Below are 21,638 nucleotides of genomic sequence, written 5' to 3'. Positions count from 1 at the left end.
TTCGTCTACTTCAGGCTGCTGATGTACCCCTTGATCCCTTCGAGAATCCCGTCGGCGGTCCGCTCCTGGTATTCGGGGCTCTTGAGCCGTGCCTCCTCGGCCTCATTGCTGACGAAGGCACTCTCCACCAGGATGCTCGGCATGGTCGCCCCGACCAGCACGTAGAACGGCCCCTGCTTGACCCCCAGGTTCTTGGCGGTGGGATAACTGCCGTGAATCTTCTTGTAGAGCGCCTTCTGCACCTCCTCGGCCAGGTGGGCCGAGTCATTGATCTTGTAATTGGCCATGAGGTCGAAGAGGATCGCCTGCAGCAGGCTCACCTTCTCAAGGGAGGTATTGTTCTCCCGGGCCGCCACCTGGGCCGCCTTCTCGGTCTTGGCCAGATTTAGATAGTAGGTCTCGATCCCCGACGCGCTCCGGTTGAGCGAGGCGTTGGCGTGGACCGACACGAAGAGGTCGGCGTTCACCTTGTTGGCGATGGCGGTCCGCTCCTCGAGGGGAATGAAGACATCGGTGGAACGGGTCATCACCACGTCGATGCCGAGGTCCCGAAGCTTTTCGGCGAGCTTGAGACCGATGGCGAGAACCACATCCTTTTCCTTGATACCGTTGGCACCCAGGGCTCCCGAATCGTGGCCGCCGTGCCCGGGGTCGACGACGATCCGGCGGATTTTCCCCGGCTTCAGCTTGGCGACGGGGCGAGGCTTCTCCTCACGCGGTTCGGGCTTTTTCACCTCGGCCGCCGCCGCAGGAGGGGGCTGGATCTGCTCGGTGAGCCGCGAAAACTCCAGGGGGCGCTCCCCCTTCACATCGATAATGATCCGGTTCGGATCGGAAAGTGGAAAGATTTTGTAATCCTTGATCTTTTCAAGATCGAGCACCACCCGCACCACGTCAGGTCGGTACTGGGCGGCACGGACGGTCCTGAGGAACCCGTCGCCGATGGGAACTTCCTTCAGTCCCGGTGCGAGACGGGCTCCTTCCAAATCAATATAGATACGGGAAGGATAGGGATCTGCGGGGTTCTGCTTGATCTGGTGGGCCTCATAGCGGGCTTCCTGGTCGACCGCGATGGAAATGCGGGTGTAGTCGGGGTTCGACCAGTACCGGATCTCCTTCACCACGGCCTTTGCCGCACTCCCGCCGTCACCCCCATCCTCCGTTCCCTTCTTCTCTGCGGAGGCGGCGGACTTTTTGGCACCCTTGGCCTTCTTCGCGGAGGCAGCCGCCGACTTCTTGACGTGTTTCTTCTTCTTTACCGAAACCGTACCCTTCCCGTCGGCAGAGCCCCCCTCCCCCTCTGCGGCGGCAAACGTACTGAGGAAGAACAGCATGAGAAACAACGATACGGTGACCAGCAATCGTATGCGGCAGAACTTCATCGCTATCAAACCATCCTTTTCAACTCGTCGAGAATATTGAGCGCCTCAAGGGGGGTCAGCGCTGCAATATTCAAACCAGCAAGCCGTGTGCGCACCAGATCGGCACCTTGCTCGAAGAGGGAGAGCTGGGGCGACTCCTTCGCCGCCGTTCCCCTCTTCCCCTTGGCGATGCGCGGCACTCCACCCTCGGCGTACTCCCCCTTTTCCAGGTTCTGCAGGATCTCCTTGGCCCGCTCGATCACCTCATGGGGAAGACCCGCCAGTCGGGCCACCTGAATGCCGTAGGAGTGCGACGCCCCACCGGGGACGATCTTGCGCAGGAAGATCACCTGATCGTTCCATTCCTTCACGGCGACGTTGCAGTTCTTGATCCGTCCCCGGGTCACCGCCAGCTCGGTCAGCTCGTGGTAGTGGGTAGCGAAGAGGGTCTTGGCCGCACAACGCTCCGTATCGTGCAGATACTCGGCCACGGCCCAGGCGATGGAGACGCCGTCAAAGGTGGAGGTTCCCCGGCCGATCTCGTCAAGGACGATGAGGCTGCGGGGGGTGGCATTGCGAAGAATCGCAGCGGTCTCCATCATCTCCACCATGAAGGTCGACTGCCCCCGTGCCAGATTGTCGGACGCCCCGACCCGGGTGAAGATCCGGTCGACGACCCCGATGCGGGCCTCGGCGGCAGGGACGAAACTCCCCATCTGGGCCATGAGGGCGATGAGGGCCACCTGCCGCATGAAGGTCGACTTTCCGGCCATGTTCGGTCCGGTGATGATGACGAGCTGATTCTCGGCGTTGTCGAGCAGCACATCGTTCGAGACGAATCGTTCGGAGACGTTGAGGGCTTCCACTACCGGGTGGCGCCCCTCGGTGACGGAGAAAACATCCCCCTCGTCCACGACCGGACGGCAGTACCCCCGCTCGTGGGCCACCTCGGCCAGGGCCACGAGGACGTCGAGGGTGGCCAGGCGGTCCGCGGTCCGGGCTATCCGCTCCCCCTGGGCGGCAACCTGCTGCCGGATCTCCTGGAAGAGCCCGTACTCAAGCTCCACGATCCGTTCCTCGGCACCGAGGACCTTCTCTTCGTACTCCTTCAGCTCCGGGGTAATGAAGCGCTCGGCGTTGGCCAGGGTCTGGCGGCGGATATAGTCCTCGGGGATTGACGAAAGGTTCGACTTGGTGACCTCGATGTAATATCCGAAGACCTTGTTGTAGCGGATCTTGAGGGAGGAGATGCCGGTCCGCCCCTTCTCCTGGGCCTCCAGCCGGGCGATGAACCCCTTCCCTTCCCGGCTGATGGCACGGAGCTCGTCCAGTTCGGCATGGTAGCCGTCGGCAATGATTCCCCCTTCGCGCAGGACAAAGGGGGGATCCGTCACGATCCCCCGGGCAACGAGCTCCTTCACGTCTTCCAGGGGGTCGATCTCCGCTCTGATCTCGCGCAAAAGCGAGGCGTCGACACCGTCGAGAAGATCGAACAGCGGCGGAAGCTTCTCCAGTGATGCCCGCAGCGCCACAAGGTCCTTGGCCCCCGAGCTCGCCAGACTGATCCGGCCGTTGAGGCGCTCCAGGTCATAGACGCCGTCGAGCACTTCCCGCATGGCGGTCCGCACCCCGGCGGCAGTTACCAGCTCGGCCACCGCGTCCTGTCTGTTCGTTATCTTTTCGACACTTACCAGTGGATAGTTAATCCATTGCCGGAGCTTCCGCCCCCCCATGGCCGTGGCGGTCCGGTCAAGCAGCCCAAGGAGTGATCCCCGCCGTTTTCCCTCCGACAGGGTGGCGGTCAGCTCCAGATTGCGGCGGGTCGACTCGTCGAGGACGAGAAACTCCTGGCTGCGGTAGACGCGGAGATCCCGGATATGGTCCACCCGCCCCTTTTGCGTCTGCTGCAGATAGTGAAGGACGGCGGCCGCAGCCTGCAGCCCTTCGGCCAGTCCGCCGCAGCCGATGGCGTCGGGAGACGCGACGCCGAAATGGCTGCGAATGAGCCGCTCCACGTAATCCCGGTCGTAGACCCACTCGTCGATGGCCGAGATCATCCTCCCCGCCGCCAGGTCCGCCCGTCCCGCCAGACGACCGCTATCGCGCAGGGAGGCCGGCACCAGGATCTCCCGCGGGTCGACGCAGGCCACTTCGCTCCAGACCGCATCTTCTCCGTCCGTTTCCGTAACCCGGAAATCGCCGGTGGAAATGTCCAGGTAGGCAACCCCCCAGCGGGAACCGCCATCGCCGAAAAGCGAGAGGAGATAGTTGTTTTCCTTGGGGGAGAGGCTCTCGGATTCCACCACGAGCCCGGGGGTGACCACCTTCACCACTTCGCGGCGGACGATCCCTTTGACGCTTTTCGGATCTTCCACCTGCTCGCAGATGGCCACCTTCTCCCCTGCCTCGATCAACCGGGCGATGTAGGGGGCGGCGGAATGGTACGGGACACCACAGAGAGGGACGTCGTTGCCGTCACCCCCTTTGCCGCGCGAAGTGAGGGTGATGTCGAGGATGCGCGACGCCTTGACCGCGTCGTCGAGAAACATTTCGTAGAAATCGCCGAGCCTGAAGAAGAGAATCGCGTCGGGATAATCCGCCTTGATCTCCAGGTACTGGCGCATCATCGGAGTGAGTTCGGACATCGATAAAACCTTGCCGTTACTTGATTGGGAGGGTATGGTACCAGAAAAGGGGGCGCATTGTAAGACCAAAACCGGACCGATTCGTGCACACCGCGTGACGAGATACAAAAAAAGCTGACCGTCAGGTCAGCTTCTGGAATTTTGGAGGCGGCGAGCGGATTTGAACCGCTGAATGGAGCTTTTGCAGAGCTCTGCCTTACCACTTGGCTACGCCGCCTCATTATGTGCCCGTCTTAGTGAACGGATTTTGGTATATACCCTATTCCGCCCCCAGTGTCAACGTGAAATATTCCCGGGCCCGCCGTGATTGCGGGCAACCAATTTGCACAAACATCTGCAGCAAAACAGGTGCATCACTGCAACATCCTGAACCGACAAAACATTTCTGAAAGGAGCACGAAAATGGCTGAGCAAACGAGTTGCAGCTGCGGAGAAAAGCATCAGGGGCACCTCTGCGTCCTCAAGAGCAAGGGGCTCACGGAGCAGGTGCGCCATCTGAGTTCGGCCCCCACGGTAAGCTGCTTCATGTGCGGTGCGGAGGCCAATTCCGCCGACAACGTCTGCGAACCGGTGGCAATCGGGAAACCGTAGCCCTACCTCGCGATCACCCTGACGAACTTCACCAGGTAGTCGACACCCGACCAGATGGTTATGACCGTGGCGATCCAGAGGTAAAACATCCCGATATTGTGCATGTTCACATAGAAAAAGGGGTGATCGATACCGAAGAGCCAGTGGTAATCGTAGTGCAGGAGAAGCCCGAGGATAGCGACGATCTGGAATATCGTCTTGAACTTTCCAAGGTCGCTGGCCGCTATGACGATCCCCTCGCTGGAGGCGATCCCCCGCAATCCCGTGATGATGATCTCCCGTCCCAGGATCACGAGCACCATCCAGGCCGGCACATGGCCAAAGGGGAGGATCATGATCAGGGCGGCCATCACCATCAGCTTATCGGCGATCGGGTCGAGGAATTTGCCAAAGATGGTGACGATCTCCATGCGACGGGCCAGATAACCGTCAAGCCAGTCCGTCACTGAGGCGACGGCAAAAACCGCTGCGGCCCAGAATCCCGCATCCTTCGACGGAGAGAACAACAGCACCGCCATCACCGGGATGAGGGCGATGCGGAGCAGGGTGAGGATGTTGGGAATATTCCAAATGGCGCTGGCGGTTTCGGGCATGGATGGACCTTAGTTCGTTTGATATGACTTTCGGTAGCTCAGGACCTTGTCGACATAGGTGCGGGTTTCCTGATACGGCGGCACGCCACCGTACTGGGCGACCCTGGAGAGTCCGGCGTTATACGCCGCCAAGGCCATGGTCACGTCTCCCTTGAAGGTGTCGAGGAGGAAGCGGAGATAGCGGACCCCACCGCGGATATTCTCGCGGGGGTCGAAAGAGTTGGACACCTTGAGATCCCGGGCCGTCTGGGGCATGAGCTGCATGAGGCCGCTGGCCCCCTTGCGGGAGAGGGCATTGGGGTTGTACCCCGACTCGGCGTGAATGACCGCCTTCACCAGGGATTTTTCAACGCCGTATTCGAGGGCACACTGGTCGATGATCGGCTCGAACTCTTCAGGATTGCGGGCACAGCCGGCCAGCTTGAAGGTGGTACGGAGCCGACGGTCTTTTTTGAGATCGCGCATGAAGACCTTGAACCGCTTGTCGGTGGGGGCATCGGTAAAGTGAACGACCCCCTCGTCGTCTTCATAGCGGTAAATGTCGGCCGTCGCACACGGAATCCGCAGTACCACAGCGCCCAGCACGGCAAACCATACGATGGCGACTCCCCTTGTCACGACTCCTCCGACGGCATTAATGGGCTCTGCTGCGGAATGCCATACAAAATATAGACCAATGCCGTTACCATTTCAACCCTCATGAAAGCTACCCCCGCTCCAACCGCCCAAAATTCCTTGACAAAGCGGTTTTGCGGGCGAATAATCGCCCAGTTTGCGCCGTTTACACTACATCGCAGCACGATCCGAGGAGTACGGCAATGAAGATAGAAAGTGATTTTCTCGTCATTGGAAGCGGCATCGCAGGGCTGTCGTTCGCCCTCCAGGCGGCCCGCCACGGAAGCGTCGCCATCGTCACCAAGCGCGAAGTGACGGAATCTGCCACCAATTACGCCCAAGGGGGGATCGCCTCGGTCTTCTCCCAGGAGGACACCTTCGACGCCCACGTGGAGGACACCCTCGTGGCCGGTGCCGGCATTTGCCACGAAGACGTGGTCCGCATGGTCGTCGAGGAAGGTCCGAAGGTGATCCGGAGCCTCATCGAGTGGGGGGTGCAGTTCACCAAGGGAGACGCGGGCTACGACCTTACCCGGGAGGGAGGACACAGCCAGCGCCGTATCCTCCACGCCGATGACGTAACCGGCCGCGAGATCGAGCGGGCCCTGGTGGCCGCCGCCCGCGAAAACCCGAACATCACGATCTATGAGCACCACATCGGTGTCGACCTCATCACCGAGGCGAAGATTGCCCGCAAGCGGATGAAACAGAACCGCTGCCTCGGCGCCCATGTCCTCGACATTACCAGCGGAACGGTCAAGACCTTCGCCGCCAAGATCACGCTGCTGGCCACCGGCGGAGCAGGAAAAGTCTATCTCTACACCTGCAACCCCAATGTCGCCACCGGTGACGGCGTCGCCATGGCCTACCGTGCCGGCGCAACCATTGCCAACATGGAATTCATGCAGTTCCACCCAACCACCCTCTTCCACCCCCACGCGAAATCGTTTCTGATCTCCGAGGCCGTGCGGGGCGAAGGGGCGATCCTGCGCCGTCGCGACGGCACGGCCTTCATGGAGAAGTATCACAAGCTGAAGGATCTTGCCCCCCGCGACATCGTCGCCCGCGCCATCGACAACGAGATGAAGACCAACGGCGACGACTGCGTCTATCTCGACATTACCCACAAGGATCCCGAATACGTTCGGACCCGCTTTCCCAACATCTACCAGACCTGTCTCGAGTTCGGCCTCGATATGACCAGGGAGCCGCTCCCGGTGGTCCCCGCCGCCCACTATCTCTGCGGCGGGGTGGCCGTCGACAGCAACGCCGAAACCGACATCCGTCACCTTTATGCCATCGGCGAGGTGGCGTTTACCGGGCTCCACGGTGCTAACCGTCTGGCGAGCAACTCGCTGCTGGAGGCGGCGGTCTACGCGGGGCAGGCCTACAAGCATTCCGTCAAGGAACTGGCAGGCAATCACTTCGAGTTTCCCGAGATTCCGGAGTGGGACTGCGGCACCGCCACCAACAGCGACGAGATGGTGGTCGTCTCCCAGAACTGGGATGAAATCAGGCGCTTCATGTGGAACTATGTCGGCATCGTACGGTCCGACAAACGCCTCGAACGGGCACTGCGCCGCATCAGCCTCATTCAGGAAGAGATCGAGGATTACTACTGGGACTTCATCGTCACCTCCGATCTGGTCGAGTTACGCAATATCGCCACCGTTGCCGAACTGATCGTCAAGTGCGCCCTCCAGCGCAAGGAGTCCCGGGGGCTTCACTACACCATTGATTACCCGGAACGCGACGATGTCCGCTGCAGGAAAGACACCTTCGTAAAGAAACAGTTTTAGAACGCATCCCGTGGCCGGCGCGTTACACGGGGGCATCCCCTCACGCGCCGCACGTCACCAGCCAGGAACCACGAATGACCATTGACGAACTGAGACAGGAAATTGACCGGCTTGACGGCGAGTTGCTGCGGATCTTCAACCGTCGGGCAGGATTGGCCCTTGAGATCGGCAAGATAAAAAAGGAACGCGGGCTCCCGGTTTACGACCCGACCAGGGAGAAGGCAATCTTTGAACGGATGAAGGGGGAAAATCCCGGCCCATTGGAAGATGGTGCCATCGTCCGCCTCTTCGAACGGGTGATCGACGAGTCGCGTCGCCTCGAACGGATCATGACCCACCGCGACGAATCGCAGGAGAAGGAGTAACCGACATGCTCATCATCATGAAAAAGAGCGCCGGGGAAGAGGCGCTCGTGCGGATAAAGGAGTATCTCATCAACCGGGATTTCGACATCCATCAGTCGACCGGTGCCAACCGGATCATCATCGGAGTCATCGGCGACACCGACACCCTCGATCAGCACGAAATGGAGCAGATGCCCGGAGTTCTTCAGGTGGTGAGGATTTCGAAGGAAGAATAGACGGGGGGTCATCCGCCCCCTCGTCCGCCACGGACAGCGCCCCTCTCAGGAGACCGCAACCGCGGCGTAGGCCACCACCTGGCGGTCGTCCCCCGTCACATCCCCGCTCGTACCGTAACGAACAACCTCCCCCCGCCCAGCACCCAGGAGTTTTGCCGCCACCAGCATGACCGCCGTGGGAATGACGCCGCACATGGTGATTCCCCGGGAGCGGCAGATCTTCACAAGCCCCTCCGGATCGAGCGCACACACCCTCTCAAGCGCCAGTTCATCCTTCACGCGGGCGGCCTCCGCCGATTCGTAATGGGTCATGTCCGAACTGGCGACGATAAGCACCTCTTCCCCAAAAACCTGAATCGCGCGGGCCACTCCTTCACCCACCTGGCGGCAGCGCTCGAAGTCGTCAAACCCGAGACAGAGCGGCACGATTTGCAGGTTGTCGCGCAGGTTCTGGAGGAAGGGGACCTGTACCTCGAGGGAGTGTTCGAAGCGGTGGGCAGACAGATCGAATTCAACGAGGGGGGTGTATTCCTTGATGAGCGCCGAAAGGCGCCCCGCGACCGGCACGCTGCCGAGGGGGGTAAGCCACTCTCCGTGGGGATAGAGTGCAGCCGCCGCACCGAAACCGTGGTGATTGGGCCCCAGGATAAGCACCGTGCGCGGGATCTCGATGGAGCCGTAGATCGCCCCGGCCACCTCACCGGAATAGACATAGCCGGCGTGGGGAGCCACGATCCCTGTGACTTTCCGTCTGACGGCCGCTGCCGGCGTCAACCTCCGCAGCTCGGCCTGGAGCCGGGAAGGGTCATCGGTGTAGAACTGTCCTGCAACGGCCGGTTGACGTATCATGCATCCTCCTTGATGCGCATGGACAGGCGTCCCGTGGTCGATCCCCGATCACCCGTCCGGCTAGCCGCGCAACCCGCGGCGGTCAAAACACCCGGCACTCCGGCCGGCCATTGGGTTTATTCTCCCGTGTCACCACCCTCATTCTCAGTGTCAGCGGAAACCGCCAGGGGAAGCTCTTCCTGCTGTTCGAACCGCGTCGTTTCCGAAAGTTCGCGGATCTCCTTGAGCGTGGGAAGACTCCTGAGATCCTTGAGCCCGAAAAGCTCCAGAAACTCCTTCGTCGTGCCATAGATGAGCGGCTTGCCGGGAATATCCTTCTTGCCAAGGATCTTGATCAGCTTCTTCTCGAGGAGGGTCTTCAGAACCCCGCCCGAGTCGACGCCGCGCAGGTATTCGATCTCCGCGCGGGTCACCGGCTGACGGTAGGCAATGATCGCCAGAGTTTCCAGGGCGGACTGGCTGAACTTGGCGGGACGGACCTTGGTAAGGCGCCGGAGGTAATCGGCATTTGCAGGAGGGGTCCGAAACTGGAAACCACCCGCCACCTCCACCAGCACCACTCCACGCTCCTCGCCGCTATACTCTTCGCGCAGAGCCGCCACCGCATCGCGGAGCTCGTTACGGTCGAATTCTTCCAGCAGGGCCGAGAGCCGGTCCAAGGTCACCGGGCTCTCGGCGACAAAGATGAGACTCTCGACGATCGATTTAAGCTGAGGCATCGGCGTCACGCCCTTCCGGCAGTTCGGCATTCCCCTCTTCCACGACGGCGGGGGCGATCCAGATGCTCCCATAGCGGTTCGCCTGGACAACCCTTATCATCTTCAGCTTGCAGAGCTCCAGGATCGCAAGAAAGGTGGCCACCAGATAATCCCGGTTGAAGCTCTCGGGGAAAAGATCGTCGAAGAGCATCGACTCTTTCCCTTCCAGCCGCGACAGGATGTCGTTGATCCGCTCCGCAATGGTGATCGACTCCGCCCCGACCTCGTGGAAGCTCTCCTCCGAAACCCGGTCGAGGATCTTGCGAAACGCCTCTATCAGTTCGAACATCTCAACCTCGACCGGTTCTTCCTCCGGTTTGACCGCCTCAAGTTCGGAGGGGATGAATTTGCGGGCATAGGTGTCCCTCCCGAGCATCTCGCTCTCCGCAAGGGTTGCCGATGCTTCCTTGTACTTCTGGTACTCCAGAAGCCGGCGGACAAGCTCGGCGCGGGGATCTTCCTCGTCTTCCTCCCCTCCCTCCTCGTCGGCGGGGGTCGGCAGGAGCATCTTCGATTTGATCTGGATCAGCGTGGAAGCCATCACGAGGAACTCCCCGGCGATCTCCAGATTGAGCTCCTTCATCAGCTTGACGTATTCCAGGTACTCCCGCGTGATGGTCGAGAGGGGGATATCGTAGATATCCACCTCATTTTTCTTGATGAGATGGAGGAGGAGGTCCAGGGGCCCCTCGAACACCTCGAGCCTGACGGTGTAGCGGGCGGCATCCACGTCCTGATAGAGCGGGAGCGTCTCGCCGCCACTCATAGCTGGATGGCGTCCCGGACCTCGGCCATGGTTTCGGCGGCCACGGCGCTGGCGCGGGCGCTTCCCGCTTCGATAATGTCGTCTACCAGCGACGGGTGGACGGTCAGCTCCTCGCGCCGGGCGCGGAACGGCGCCAGGGTCTCCACCAGGTACTCGGCCTGGAGCTTCTTGCACTCGACGCAGCCGATGGCCGCACTCCGGCATCCCTCGTAGATTTCCGCCTTTTTCTCATTCGGGATATAGAGCCGGTTCAGGGAGAAGGCGACGCACCGGTCGGGCTCTCCCGGATCGCTCCGACGCACCCGCTGCGTATCGGTCACCATAGTCATCACCTTCTTGCGGGTCTCATCGGCGCTCTCCGACAGATAGATGGCGTTGCCGTAGGACTTGCTCATCTTGCGGCCGTCGAGGCCGAGAACCTTCGGCGTTTCGGTCAGGAGCGCCGCCGGTTCGGGAAAGACCTCCCGGTACAGATAGTTGAAACGCCGGGCAATCTCCCGGGTGATCTCCAGATGGGGGAGCTGATCGTGGCCGACGGGGACCTTGGCGGCCTTGTAGACGATGATGTCCGATGCCATGAGGACCGGGTAGCCGAGAAAGCCGAACGTCGACAGATCCTTGGTCGCCAGATTCTCCTGCATCTCCTTGTAGGTCGGGTTGCGTTCGAGCCATGAAACCGGCGTGATCATCGAGAGGATCAGATTCAGCTCCGCATGCTGGGGAACGTGGCTCTGGAGGAAGACCGTGCTCTTGGCGGGGTCGACGCCGAAGGCCAGCCAGTCGAGCACCATCTCGCGGGTGTTCTGCCGGATGGCGGCGGTGTTGTCATATTCGGTGGTGAGGGAATGCCAATCGGCGGCGAAGAAGAAACACTCATACGCCTCCTGAAGTTCCCGCCAGTTGGCGAGCACCCCGTGGAAATGACCGAGGTGAAGCTTTCCGGTGGGCCTCATGCCGCTGACTATCCGTTTATCGCTCATCGTATGCGCTCCTTGTGCTCTATCTCATCAGAAACTGGGTGACCTCGTACACAAGCCTGCTGTGGGGCCCGGCGAGGATGGTGATCCCGAAATCGACAACCGGCGCTATGACCCGGCCGAAGATATTGGTAAAGAAAACCAGGAGTATGATTATAATCATCCCGTAGGGTTCCACCCGGGCCAGGGCATGGGCCTGGCGGGAGGGGAGGAGCCCCACGGCAACCCTCCCCCCATCGAGGGGTGGAAGGGGGATCAGGTTGAAGATCGCCAACAGGAGATTGATGTAGATCGAAAAAGCGAGCATGAGGGTAAGGGGATCGAGAAAGGTCAGGATCACCGAACCGTCGGGGAGCGAGGCACCGAAACCGGCCACGACGCGCAGAAAAACCCCTGACAGGGTGGCAAGGGTCAGATTGGTCACCGGCCCGGCACCGGCCACCCAGATCATATCCCGCTTCGGATTGCGCAGGTTGTTGAAATTGACCGGCACGGGTTTGGCCCAGCCAATCCCCACGAGGAAGACCATCAACGTGCCGAAGATATCGATGTGACGGAGGGGATTGAGGGTCAACCGTCCCATGAACCGCGCGGTCCGGTCTCCGAGCCGGTCGGCGACGAAACCGTGCGACACTTCGTGGCAGGTGATCGCCATGAGGGCGGGAACGAGCATGATCGAGAGCTTGAGAAAGAAATTTTCCATGGACCCCGTCGGCTTCAGTTACTGAAAAACCGTATATTTCTAGCAGATACCCCCGTCAAAGTCAACGCACGGTCAGGGAACGCCAAAAAAGAAAGGCGGGATCGCTCCCGCCTTTCTTTCCGCAGCATGTAATATCCGCTTAGATGTCGTAGTAAAGAGCGAACTCGAGGGGAACCGGACGCATCCGGACCGGGTTGACTTCGGCCTCGGTCTTGTACTCGATCCACTTCTCGATGACGTCGGGGGTGAAGACGTCGCCCTTGAGGAGGAACTCGTGGTCGTCCTGCAGTGCCTGGAGGGCCTCTTCGAGGCTCCCCGGAGCCGACGGGATATCCTTGAGTTCTTCGGGGGAAAGCCCGTAGATGTCCTTGTCGAGCGGCTGCCCCGGATCGATCTTGTTCTCGATCCCGTCAAGGCCGGCCATGAGCATGGCAGCAAAGGCCAGATAGCCGTTGCAGGAGGGGTCCGGCGTCCGGTACTCGATCCGCTTCGCCTTCGGGTTGGAAGACATCATCGGAATCCGGAGAGAGGCGGAGCGGTTCCGGCTGGAGTACGCCATGTTCACCGGAGCCTCGAAGCCCGGCACCAGACGCTTGTAGCTGTTGGTGGTCGGGTTAGTCAGGGCGCAGAGAGCCTTGGCGTGTTTGATGATCCCGCCGATGTACCAGAGGGCCATTTGGGAAAGCCCGCCGTACTTGTCACCGGCAAACAGGTTCTGACCGTCCTTCCAGATGGACTGGTGGCAGTGCATCCCGGAGCCGTTGTCGCCGTAGAGCGGCTTCGGCATGAAGGTGACGGTCTTGCCGTTGCGATAGGCAACGTTCTTGATGACATACTTGAACCACTGGAGCTGGTCGGCCATGTCGACGAGGGAGGAGAAGCGCATGTCGATCTCGGCCTGGCCGCCGGAGGCAACCTCGTGGTGCTGGCACTCAACCCGGATGCCGACCTTCTGAAGCTCCATCACCATCTCGTTGCGGAGATCGTTCTGGGAATCGGTCGGAGAAACCGGGAAGTAACCTTCCTTGTGGCGGGGTTTGTAGCCCAGGTTCGGGAACTCTTCACGACCGGTGTTCCAGGCACCTTCCACCGAGTCAACCATGTAGAAGGACTGGTTGGAGGAAGAATCGTACCGGACGTCGTCGAAGATGAAGAATTCGGCTTCCGGCCCGAAGAAGGCGGTGTCGCCGATGCCGGTGGACTTGAGGTACGCCTCGGCCTTGCGGGCGATGTTGCGCGGATCGCGGGTGTAATCTTCTTTGGTGATCGGATCGAAGACGTTGCAGATCAGCGACAGGGTCGGAACGGCGATGAAGGGATCCATCTTGGCCGTGGTGGGATCCGGAAGGAGGATCATGTCGGAAGCGTGAATGGGCTGCCAGCCGCGGATGGAGGAGCCGTCAAAGCCCTGGCCTTCCTCGAAGGTGTCCTCGCCGAACTCCGTAATGGGTACGGAAACATGCTGCCACGTACCAACGAAATCCATGAATTTGTAATCGACCATCAAGGCGCCGTTTTCTTTGGCGAATTCTACTACTTGCTTCGGGGTCATCAACAATCTCCTTTCAGTGCAAAATAGGATTCAGGACGCCTACAGGGCGTCTTCACCGCGTTCACCGGTCCTGATCCGGACCACTTCTTCCACGGATGTGACGAAGATCTTTCCGTCGCCGATCCGTCCCGTCTTGGCGGCCTGCTCGATGGTTTCCACCACCTTGGCGACGACATCATCGCCAACGATGATCTCCATCTTGATCTTGGGGATGAAGTCCACCACATACTCGGCGCCACGATACAGCTCGGTGTGACCCTTCTGGCGGCCGAATCCCTTCACCTCGCCGACGGTGATCCCCTGGATTCCGATTTCGTTGAGAGCTTCCTTCACTTCGTCAAGCTTGAACGGCTTAATGATCGCTTCAACTTTTTTCAAGACACGCACCCCCTGTGGGATAGTTGAAAGTTTGTGGATTATAGGGTTGGCATACCCAAAAAGCAAGGTCAAACAAGCCTTCAGCCTGCTGCAGACACCAATAAAGCAATTAGCTTGCCCAAACGAAAAAACAAGGCAACTAATCACGATTTCAACACATTAGCCGACAAAATCATTCGAACGGCTCGACCAAGCTGGAACTATAGCACAAAAAAGCATCACCACAAGAAACGCCATGCCCACCATTTAGGCACCGGCTTTCTACGGGGCAACGGCAACTGCCAGGCCGAGAAGGCCGGCAAGAGTTTCGACGCACGGCATCGGGACCCCTTTCATGGCTCCCCGCTCAAGGGGGATGGCGAATATCGCCTCTAGTTCCAGCGGCCGCCCCTCCTCACGGTCGATCATCATCGACGGGCGGTACGGTCCCAGACCTGCTGAAAATGTAATCATTCGGGCGGCGAAATCCGCGGCAAGGGGCTCCGAAAGTCCCTGCGCATTGGCGGCTGCAATCACCTCGGCCATAAGGTTTCGGGCCAGCCGGCTGCCGCTCTCGGAGCTCAGAACGTCGGCGACGGTTCGCCCCGTCAAGGCGCAGATGCCGTTGAACGGAATGTTCCAGACGAGCTTTTCCCACCGTGCCTTCCGGAGGTCGGAAACCGCCGAGCAGTCGATGCCAGCAGACCGGAAAACGGTTGCGATCATCTCCGCCTCCGCCATCTTTTCAGAACACAGCGCCCCGAGAAGGATTCTGCCCGCCCCCAGGTGATGCACTTCCCCCGGCACCCCACGGTTCGAGCAGAGGAAGGCAACACCACCGAAAATCCGGTCCGGACCGAAGAGCGCCGCAAGTCCCTCTTCATTGCCGAGGCCGTTCTGGAGCGTCAGGATAAGCGTATTCCTCCCGACGAGGGGGGCGACCAGCTCAGCATAGCGATCATTGACAAAGGCCTTGAGCCCCACGACGACCAGGTCGACCTCGCCGATCTCCTCTGGACGCCGGAAACCGGCTACCCGCGCCAGATGGAAGTCGCCGCCGGTCGAGAAGACCCGGAGGCCGCCGGCCATGATGGCATCGTAATCGCGACGGAGCAGAAACCGCACGTCATTGCCCCCCCGCTGAAGCAAGGCGCCGTAATAAAGACCGAGGGCTCCCGCCCCCACGATTGCAATCCTCATGCTGTCATCCTCCAAAGACAAAAGGCGGTTAAACTTGCGGTAATCCGCGCCGATAGATATAGTATCCGAACATCCGCGCCAGTATCCCAGGGAGAGAACCGCACCACCGATGAAAACGCTTCTTCGACTCTCACTTTTCACTCTTCTCGCGGTACCCGCCGTGGTGCGGGCCGACATCTACCGCTACGTGGACAACGACGGGGTGGAATGCTTCACCGACGCCCCCCGCACCGGAGGCGCAACGCTGGTCATGAAGGAGCGGGATCTCCCCCGCCCCCGCACCACCCGTAGCGTGCCGCGACACCTGGCCGCCACGGGGATCGTCGAAAAGGCCACCGTCACTGCGCCGGCTCCGGCGACCAGCCCGGCGGCGGCAGAGCTGCCGGTCCATGGCAGGATCACCTCCCTGGTGGGCCTGCGCCATGACCCCATTGACGGAACCCTTCGCGAACACAACGGGGTGGACATCGCGGTCCCGCAAGGAACGGCAGTGCACCCCATCGCCGCCGGAAAGGTCCTTTTCTCTGGGACCCGTCCCGGCTACGGAAACATAGTCATCATCGAGCACGGCGACGGCACCATAACCCTCTACGGTCACCACGCAAAAAACCTCGTTTCCGTCGGCGAGGAGGTCAGCGGTGCGACGATCATCGCCCTTTCGGGCTCCACGGGGCGCTCCACCGGACCTCACCTTCACTTCGAAGCGTGGCGGGACGGAAAAAACGTCACCACCTCCTACATTCCCGGCGCCGCCGGGGAGGGCGTCGGAACGGCCGACGTCCGCCGGCAGGCCCAGGACACCATCAGGCGGATCGTGCAGTCGGACGGCTCCCTCGTCTTTACCAACCTGCATTGAACTCGAGCCCCTTGCAAAGCAGTCACAGGGCCGGTCTGCGTTGTTGCTGCCCATGACGAGATGGAGCGGGGGCACCCTCTTGCATCACCTTCACGTCCCGTGGCTCCCTTTCTTCGTCTTCCGGGTCGGCATGGCACTCCACGGGTCGTCGGGCCAGGGATGTTTGGGGTAGCGCCCCTTCATCTCCTTCTTCACCTCCCGATACGCCCCATTCCAGAACCCCCGGAGGTCCGTGGTGACCTGGAGCGGCCGGCCGGCCGGCGAGAGGAGGTGGACCACCACCGGCACCCTTCCGCGGGCGACCGTCGGCGTATCGGCAAGCCCGAACATCTCCTGGAGCTTCACCGCCAGGACCGGCGGTCCGTCGGTGCCGTAATCGAGAGGGAGCCGCGAGCCGCTCGGAACGGCGAGATGGGTCGGCGCCTCGTCGTCGAGCCGGCGCAGGTGCTCCCAGTCAAGAAGCGCCTGAAGCGGCGGCAGGAGATCAACCGAAGCAACGGCCGCAAGAGTCCGTACCCCCGCGAGATGCGGGCCGAGCCACGCGGCCAGGGTAGCGAGGAGCTGGCCGTCTGAGAAATCGGGCCACCCCTCGTCGGGAAAGATCCGGCCGAGAAACCGGACCCGCGCCCGCATCTGTTGCGCCCGGGGGGACCATCCAAGGAGATCGATCCCCCCTCCCCGGGTGATCCCTTCCAGAAGGGCGCCACTGGCCTCGTCCGCCGTAGCGGCCACCGGCCGGCTCCCGAGAACGAGGGCGCCGTAGCGCTCCTCCTCGCGGGCCACGACCCTCCCCTCCCTCCCATCCCACGAAACCACCCGCTGCCGGCAGATCCCCTCGGCGAATTCCCGGCGAAAGGCCTCCCTTCCCAGGACGCTCGCCTGACGGATCAGATCGTCACCCCCCTCGCCCCGGTCCACGACGTAGGCCACCATCAGCGGCTCGTCGTGAACGGAACTGCGCTCGGAAAGTCGCGCCCCCCGCCCATTGGCAAGAAGATACCGTCGTCCGCCCCCCTCGCGGGCCAGAGCGATCCGGTCCGGGTAGGCCCCGGCAAGCTGCAGCCCAACTGCCTCACTCCCCGGAGCGGCCGCATTCTCCCCGGCTTTAACGGCGATGAGCCTGCGGAGATGGGCCGCGGTCCGATCCACCGTTCGACAGGCCTGGAGATCGCCGCGCCCCCCCGCACCGCTCTTGTCCGTCCGCCAGCGGGCAAGGGCCTCAACCCGCTCCAGCATGTCGCTGTCGCTTCGCTCTCCGGCACCGGATCGCTCCCCCCCCCTGAAGATGTCGCGCTCCGACAGGAGGGCGGCCACATCGCAGGCAAGGGCGCCCCATCCCCGCTCCTTGCCCAGAAGCAGCATATGGGCAAGCCGCGGATGGAGCGGAAGCTCCGCCATCCGTCTGCCGATTTCGGTGATCCGACCTTTCCGGTCGACGGCGCCGAGCCCCGCGAGGAGGCGCTTTCCCTCCTCCAGTGCTGCCGACGGCGGAGAGTCGAGCCAGGCAAGGGACGAAAAATCCGCCACCCCCCAGGCAGCCAGGTCGAGGGCCAGCGGGGCCAGATCGGAGATGGTGATCTCGGGCGGATCGGCAGGGATGAGCGCATGGTGCGTATGGTCGGTCCAGAGGCGGTAGCATACCCCCGGCCCCAGGCGTCCGGCGCGCCCGGCCCGCTGGGTGGCGGAGGCGGCCGAGATCCGCTCGACGGCCAGGCGGTTCAGCCCCGTTGCGGGGTCGAAGCGGAGGCGGCGGCAGAAGCCGCCGTCGACCACGGTGCTGACCCCCTCAATGGTAAGGCTCGTTTCGGCAATGTTGGTGGCGAGAACGACCTTGCGGCGGGCGGCGGGAACGATGGCCCGCTCCTGGGCCTCGAAGGAGAGGTCGCCGTAGAGGGGGGCAACCAGGATGTCACGCGTCAGTCCGGACTCCGCCAGGATCCGCTCGCAGCGCCGGATCTCCCCCGCACCCGGCAGAAACGCGAGGATATCCCCATCCGTCTCCGCAAGGGCACGCGCCACCCCCCGGGAGACCAGGGTGGCAATGTCATCGCCGCTCTCCGCGGAGAGGTAGCGCAGATCCACCGGATGGCTCCTGCCGGTGCTGGAGATGACCGGTGCGTTGCCGAGGAGCGCGGCGAGCGGGCCGGCATCCAGGGTCGCCGACATGACGATGATCCGCAAATCCTCACGCAGGCCGAGTTGCACATCCCGGCAGAGGGCAAGGGCCAGGTCCGCATGGATGCTCCGTTCATGAAATTCGTCGAAGATGACCACGCCGACCCCCTCAAGGAACGGATCGGAGTGGAGGCGCCGGGTGAGAATCCCTTCAGTCACCACCTCGACACGGGTCCGGGAGGAGATCTTGCGGTCGAACCGGATGGCATAGCCGATCGTCCCCCCGACTTCGTCACCGAGGCTCTTGGCCATCCAGCGGGCCGCATTGGTGGCGGCAAGGCGGCGCGGCTCCAGCATGACAATCCGGCCATTGCCGAGCCAAGGGGCCTTCAGCAGCGCAAGGGGAACCCGCGTCGTTTTCCCCGCCCCCGGGGGGGCCTGGAGTACGGCCGTGCGGCTCCCCTCGAGGGCGGTCAACAGGTCGGGAATAACGTCATCAATGGGGAAAGAGGACATCGGAGGGTCAGACGAGGTGCTGCAGGGTCTCCAGCCGGACTTTGGCCAGGGAATCGATCACGAGGAGGGCACCGTCAAGCCGATCGGCGGGATAGCTGTTGGTGACGGCCACCACCGCCATGCCGGCACCGGTGGCGGAAGCGATCCCGGCGGGCGTATCCTCGATGGCCAGGGAGGTGGCCGGGACGACGCCGCGGTCGGGGAACGCGGCAGCGAGCCGCTCTGTGGCAAGGCGGTAGCTGGCAGGATCGGGCTTACTGGCTGCTACCTCGTCGGCGGTGACCATCACATCAAAGGCATCGGACAGCCCCAGCCCCGCCAGGATGGGGAGGATGTCCCCCCGGAGCGCGCCACTGCAAAGCGCCAGGGGAAGGGTTCCCCTGATGTTCCCGATAAGCTCGACCACCCCCGGATAGGGGGGAACGCCGTCGGCGATGATCTCCTGGAATGCCGCCGCCTTATCCGTGATGAGACGTTCGAGTTCATGGGGAGCAAGGACCCGTCCATGGACCCGGTACGCCTCCCGGAAGGCATCCCGGTCGTCGTACCCCATGTAGCGGTTCACGTACTCCTCCCAGGGATAACCGAGCCCCAGCGGCTCGAGAACTGCCTGGAACGCCCGGTAGTGGAGTGGTTCCGTATCGACGATGATGCCGTCGAAATCGAAGATGACAGATGAAAGCATTCGATCTCCCATTACTCAGAATTTGCCGACCAGGGCAAGCGAGGCCGAATCGGTCGAGACCGCCGGAACGACGGCGAGCTTTCCGCTGCCGGCATGGAAACGGGTCACCACCCTCCCCGCAAGCTCACCGATGGCGGCGCCAAGTACGACATCGCTCGCCCAGTGCTTGTCCTGATAGATCCGGGAAAAGCCGACGAAGGCAGCGGTGGTGTACGAGAGGAGCCCGACGGGGATGCTCTCCGAGGTCCGTGCGATGACCGACGCCATGGCAAAGGAGCTGGCGGTATGCATGGAGGGCATGGAATCGTAGTCAGACTTGAACTGGAAGGGGCGGAAGCTCTCCTTGCCGTTGCCGGTGAAGGGGCGGCTACGCCCCACCGCCTCCTTGAGGACAAGGGTGGCGGCATCGGCAATGACCGCCGCTTCCCCCATCATGAGTCCCACGTCACGCCACTTGGGAGAGTCGGCAAGGATCCCCCCTCCCCAGACGGCTCCCGCAACCCCGAGATGGAGGATCGGGTTGCCGATGATGTTACCCGCGTCGGTCGCCTTGTCGAGAGTATGCCCTTTTCGCGCCGCGACCTTCTCCCGAATGTTGTTGTCGAAGACATAGGTGAGTCCCACGGTGCCGGCCACCGCCAGGGTGCCGAGGAGTGCCCCGTCGTCGGTCCGGAACGGCGCGACGGCGAACTCCAGTGCCTCATTGCCGAGGGTGCCGGTCTCCTGCACAACGAAGGACTTCACCTCATCCACGGCGCCCTCTGCCCGCACCGTACCAGGAATCATCGCCACGGCCACAAGCAGCCAGATCCACAATGACGGTCGTTTCCGACCCGTTTTCCCCTCAAAACGCACCACGCACTCCCTCCCTCTCAATCGTCCATCACACCGGAAGCCTGCCACCCCTCAGACGGAGCGGGAACGGACAAAGGAAAGCTGCCGCTTGATCTCGTCCCACCGCTCCCGATCCTCGTCCCCCATCTTTGCAAAGTATTCTTGGATAAAGACTGCAAAGATGGAGACGAAAAACGCCGTCACCGTGGCGAGCATCACGATCAGCGCCCGCTTCGGCTTGCTCTTCTTCTGGGGGGCCACCGCCTCGTCGAGGACCTGCAGCGACGAGGAATCCTTCGCCTCGCTCAGTTTGGCGATTTCGAACTGCTTGGTGAGCTGCTCGAAGATCGCCTCCTGGGTCTTCACCTCGCGCATGAGCCGCACGTATTCGAGCCCCAGGGAGGGTACGCTGCCGGCCGGCAGAAGCCCGTCTCCGCTCCTTCCTCCGCCGGTCATGGCCCCCATCTGAGCCCGGAGTTTCCCCAGGGCCGCCTCCACGGCCCGCACCTCGGGATTCTCCTCGGTCTGGTAGCTCTTCAGGGAGGCGAGCTGCACCTCCTTGGCGACGATCTCCGCCTTGAGCTTCGCCACCCCCTCGATGGTGGCGGTGGCCTGGGCGTCGACCTTGAACGCCTTGTTCCGCTCCTGAAAGGTCTTCAGGACATCTTCCGCCTTCTTCAGGTCCCCCTTGACGACGTCGAGACGCTTTTCGAGGAAGACCCGCTCCGTCCCCGCCTTGGAGAGGTTGAGCTCCACGCTCCGGCGCCCCACCTCCTCCACGAAGGCGTTGGCCAGCTGCGCTGCCCGGCGCGGGTCCTTGCTGTCAGCGGTGATGGTGATGATCCCATCCTTGCCCGCCTGGACCTTCACCACCGTTTCAAGGGCCTTTCTGGTCTCGTCCGGCGTCTTGGTCTCGAATTCCTTCGCCAGGTCGAGCCTCTTGATGATGGCATCGGCCACGGAGCGGCTCTTGAGGATCCCCACATAGAGGTCGGAACTTCCCCCCAGCCCGAGGGAGCCCCCCGCCAGACCCGCCAGGGCACCGGCCTGGCCGAGAAGGGCCGAGAGCCCGCCGCCGCTCTCCTTCTGCGGGGGGAGGATCTTCGCCGATGCGGTATAGATATTGGGGAGGGCAAGACTGTAGGCAACCGAAAGCACGATCACCGCCACACAGATCTTGATGATAAAATTCTTTCTCCTGACGATGACATTGAGGAGTTCCAGAAGATTGATCTCTTCCTCTTCCATCATGTCAGGTGTCCGGTTTTCCTGCTGATCGCTCATGT

21 protein-coding genes and 1 tRNA gene are annotated in these 21,638 nt (G+C 62.0%); 5 read left to right on the top strand and 17 right to left on the bottom strand.

The annotated features are described in order from the left end of the window. Window positions 1-5: 5 nt before the first annotated feature. The 3 genes from GPICK_RS06530 to GPICK_RS06520 form a co-directional block, all read right to left on the bottom strand. Window positions 6-1,382: an N-acetylmuramoyl-L-alanine amidase gene (locus GPICK_RS06530; protein WP_084201362.1), complete on the bottom strand. Its 1,377-nt coding sequence runs from the start codon at window positions 1,380-1,382 to the stop codon at window positions 6-8. Window positions 1,383-1,387: 5 nt separating this feature from the next. Continuing rightward, window positions 1,388-4,006 carry a DNA mismatch repair protein MutS gene (mutS, locus tag GPICK_RS06525; RefSeq protein WP_039741491.1) on the bottom strand — a complete coding sequence of 873 codons (2,619 nt, stop codon included), beginning with the start codon at window positions 4,004-4,006 and terminating at the stop codon, window positions 1,388-1,390. A gap of 142 nt (window positions 4,007-4,148) precedes the next feature. Continuing rightward, a tRNA-Cys gene (locus GPICK_RS06520) sits at window positions 4,149-4,223 on the bottom strand. 185 nt (window positions 4,224-4,408) lie between these two features. On the opposite strand from GPICK_RS06520, the gene GPICK_RS06515 reads away from it, so the two are divergent. After that, window positions 4,409-4,597 (top strand): hypothetical protein, encoded by a 189-nt coding sequence (locus GPICK_RS06515; protein WP_039741490.1) that lies wholly within the window; start codon window positions 4,409-4,411, stop codon window positions 4,595-4,597. 2 nt (window positions 4,598-4,599) lie between these two features. Here the strand turns inward: GPICK_RS06515 and pgsA are convergent, their stop codons facing one another. Then, window positions 4,600-5,190 (bottom strand): CDP-diacylglycerol--glycerol-3-phosphate 3-phosphatidyltransferase, encoded by a 591-nt coding sequence (gene pgsA, locus GPICK_RS06510; RefSeq protein ID WP_039741488.1) that lies wholly within the window; start codon window positions 5,188-5,190, stop codon window positions 4,600-4,602. Window positions 5,191-5,199: 9 nt separating this feature from the next. Then, entirely contained in the window at window positions 5,200-5,790 is a 591-nt protein-coding gene (locus GPICK_RS06505; RefSeq protein ID WP_236685700.1) for a lytic transglycosylase domain-containing protein, read from the bottom strand. 218 nt (window positions 5,791-6,008) lie between these two features. On the opposite strand from GPICK_RS06505, the gene nadB reads away from it, so the two are divergent. The 3 genes from nadB to GPICK_RS06490 all read left to right on the top strand — a co-directional run bounded on the left by nadB (window position 6,009) and on the right by GPICK_RS06490 (window position 8,184). Then, window positions 6,009-7,604, top strand: coding sequence for an L-aspartate oxidase (gene nadB / locus GPICK_RS06500; protein WP_039741483.1), 1,596 nt, complete (start codon window positions 6,009-6,011; stop codon window positions 7,602-7,604). Window positions 7,605-7,678: 74 nt separating this feature from the next. Then, window positions 7,679-7,969: a chorismate mutase gene (locus tag GPICK_RS06495; RefSeq protein WP_039741481.1), complete on the top strand. Its 291-nt coding sequence runs from the start codon at window positions 7,679-7,681 to the stop codon at window positions 7,967-7,969. 5 nt (window positions 7,970-7,974) lie between these two features. Then, window positions 7,975-8,184 carry a hypothetical protein gene (locus GPICK_RS06490; RefSeq protein WP_039741480.1) on the top strand — a complete coding sequence of 70 codons (210 nt, stop codon included), beginning with the start codon at window positions 7,975-7,977 and terminating at the stop codon, window positions 8,182-8,184. 45 nt (window positions 8,185-8,229) lie between these two features. Here GPICK_RS06490 and amrB read toward each other — a convergent pair whose 3' ends face one another. The 8 genes from amrB to GPICK_RS06450 all read right to left on the bottom strand — a co-directional run bounded on the left by amrB (window position 8,230) and on the right by GPICK_RS06450 (window position 15,346). Continuing rightward, window positions 8,230-9,033 (bottom strand): AmmeMemoRadiSam system protein B, encoded by an 804-nt coding sequence (gene amrB, locus GPICK_RS06485; protein ID WP_039741478.1) that lies wholly within the window; start codon window positions 9,031-9,033, stop codon window positions 8,230-8,232. Window positions 9,034-9,149: 116 nt separating this feature from the next. After that, window positions 9,150-9,752, bottom strand: coding sequence for an SMC-Scp complex subunit ScpB (scpB, locus tag GPICK_RS06480; protein ID WP_052263327.1), 603 nt, complete (start codon window positions 9,750-9,752; stop codon window positions 9,150-9,152). Further along, entirely contained in the window at window positions 9,739-10,557 is an 819-nt protein-coding gene (locus tag GPICK_RS06475) for a segregation and condensation protein A (RefSeq protein WP_052263326.1), read from the bottom strand. Before GPICK_RS06475 ends, scpB begins: the two co-directional genes overlap by 14 nt. Beyond that, on the bottom strand, window positions 10,554-11,537 hold the full coding sequence (trpS, locus tag GPICK_RS06470) for a tryptophan--tRNA ligase (protein WP_039741476.1): 984 nt from the start codon (window positions 11,535-11,537) through the stop codon (window positions 10,554-10,556). The genes GPICK_RS06475 and trpS overlap by 4 nt, the downstream gene beginning before the upstream one ends. Window positions 11,538-11,556: 19 nt before the next feature. Continuing rightward, entirely contained in the window at window positions 11,557-12,237 is a 681-nt protein-coding gene (locus GPICK_RS06465; protein WP_039741473.1) for a site-2 protease family protein, read from the bottom strand. 139 nt (window positions 12,238-12,376) lie between these two features. Next, a complete protein-coding gene (glnA, locus tag GPICK_RS06460) occupies window positions 12,377-13,789 on the bottom strand; it encodes a type I glutamate--ammonia ligase (protein ID WP_039741472.1) in 1,413 nt (470 codons plus the stop codon). A gap of 39 nt (window positions 13,790-13,828) precedes the next feature. Then, the gene (locus GPICK_RS06455; protein WP_039741470.1) at window positions 13,829-14,167 is read right to left on the bottom strand and encodes a P-II family nitrogen regulator; all 339 of its coding nucleotides are present in this window, start codon (window positions 14,165-14,167) and stop codon (window positions 13,829-13,831) included. Window positions 14,168-14,428: 261 nt separating this feature from the next. Next, window positions 14,429-15,346 (bottom strand): 2-dehydropantoate 2-reductase, encoded by a 918-nt coding sequence (locus tag GPICK_RS06450; protein WP_039741468.1) that lies wholly within the window; start codon window positions 15,344-15,346, stop codon window positions 14,429-14,431. A 109-nt stretch (window positions 15,347-15,455) separates the two neighbouring features. Here GPICK_RS06450 and GPICK_RS06445 point away from each other — a divergent pair, with 109 nt between their 5' ends. Continuing rightward, window positions 15,456-16,202: a M23 family metallopeptidase gene (locus GPICK_RS06445; protein WP_039741466.1), complete on the top strand. Its 747-nt coding sequence runs from the start codon at window positions 15,456-15,458 to the stop codon at window positions 16,200-16,202. 90 nt (window positions 16,203-16,292) lie between these two features. Here GPICK_RS06445 and hrpB read toward each other — a convergent pair whose 3' ends face one another. The 4 genes from hrpB to GPICK_RS06425 all read right to left on the bottom strand — a co-directional run bounded on the left by hrpB (window position 16,293) and on the right by GPICK_RS06425 (window position 21,636). Beyond that, the gene (hrpB, locus tag GPICK_RS06440) at window positions 16,293-18,833 is read right to left on the bottom strand and encodes an ATP-dependent helicase HrpB (RefSeq protein ID WP_039741464.1); all 2,541 of its coding nucleotides are present in this window, start codon (window positions 18,831-18,833) and stop codon (window positions 16,293-16,295) included. Window positions 18,834-18,840: 7 nt separating this feature from the next. Beyond that, complete coding sequence (locus GPICK_RS06435) at window positions 18,841-19,518, bottom strand: HAD family hydrolase (protein WP_039741463.1); 678 nt, start codon at window positions 19,516-19,518, stop codon at window positions 18,841-18,843. 15 nt (window positions 19,519-19,533) lie between these two features. Beyond that, window positions 19,534-20,334 (bottom strand): phosphatase PAP2 family protein, encoded by an 801-nt coding sequence (locus GPICK_RS06430; protein ID WP_039741461.1) that lies wholly within the window; start codon window positions 20,332-20,334, stop codon window positions 19,534-19,536. Window positions 20,335-20,424: 90 nt separating this feature from the next. After that, complete coding sequence (locus tag GPICK_RS06425; RefSeq protein ID WP_039741459.1) at window positions 20,425-21,636, bottom strand: GumC family protein; 1,212 nt, start codon at window positions 21,634-21,636, stop codon at window positions 20,425-20,427. Window positions 21,637-21,638: the final 2 nt, after the last annotated feature.

The sequence above is a fragment of the Geobacter pickeringii genome (assembly GCF_000817955.1).
Taxonomy (GTDB): Bacteria; Desulfobacterota; Desulfuromonadia; order Geobacterales; family Geobacteraceae; genus Geobacter; species Geobacter pickeringii.
The sequence above is the reverse complement of the archived record's forward strand: the minus strand, read 5'-3'. Positions and strand labels throughout refer to the sequence as shown.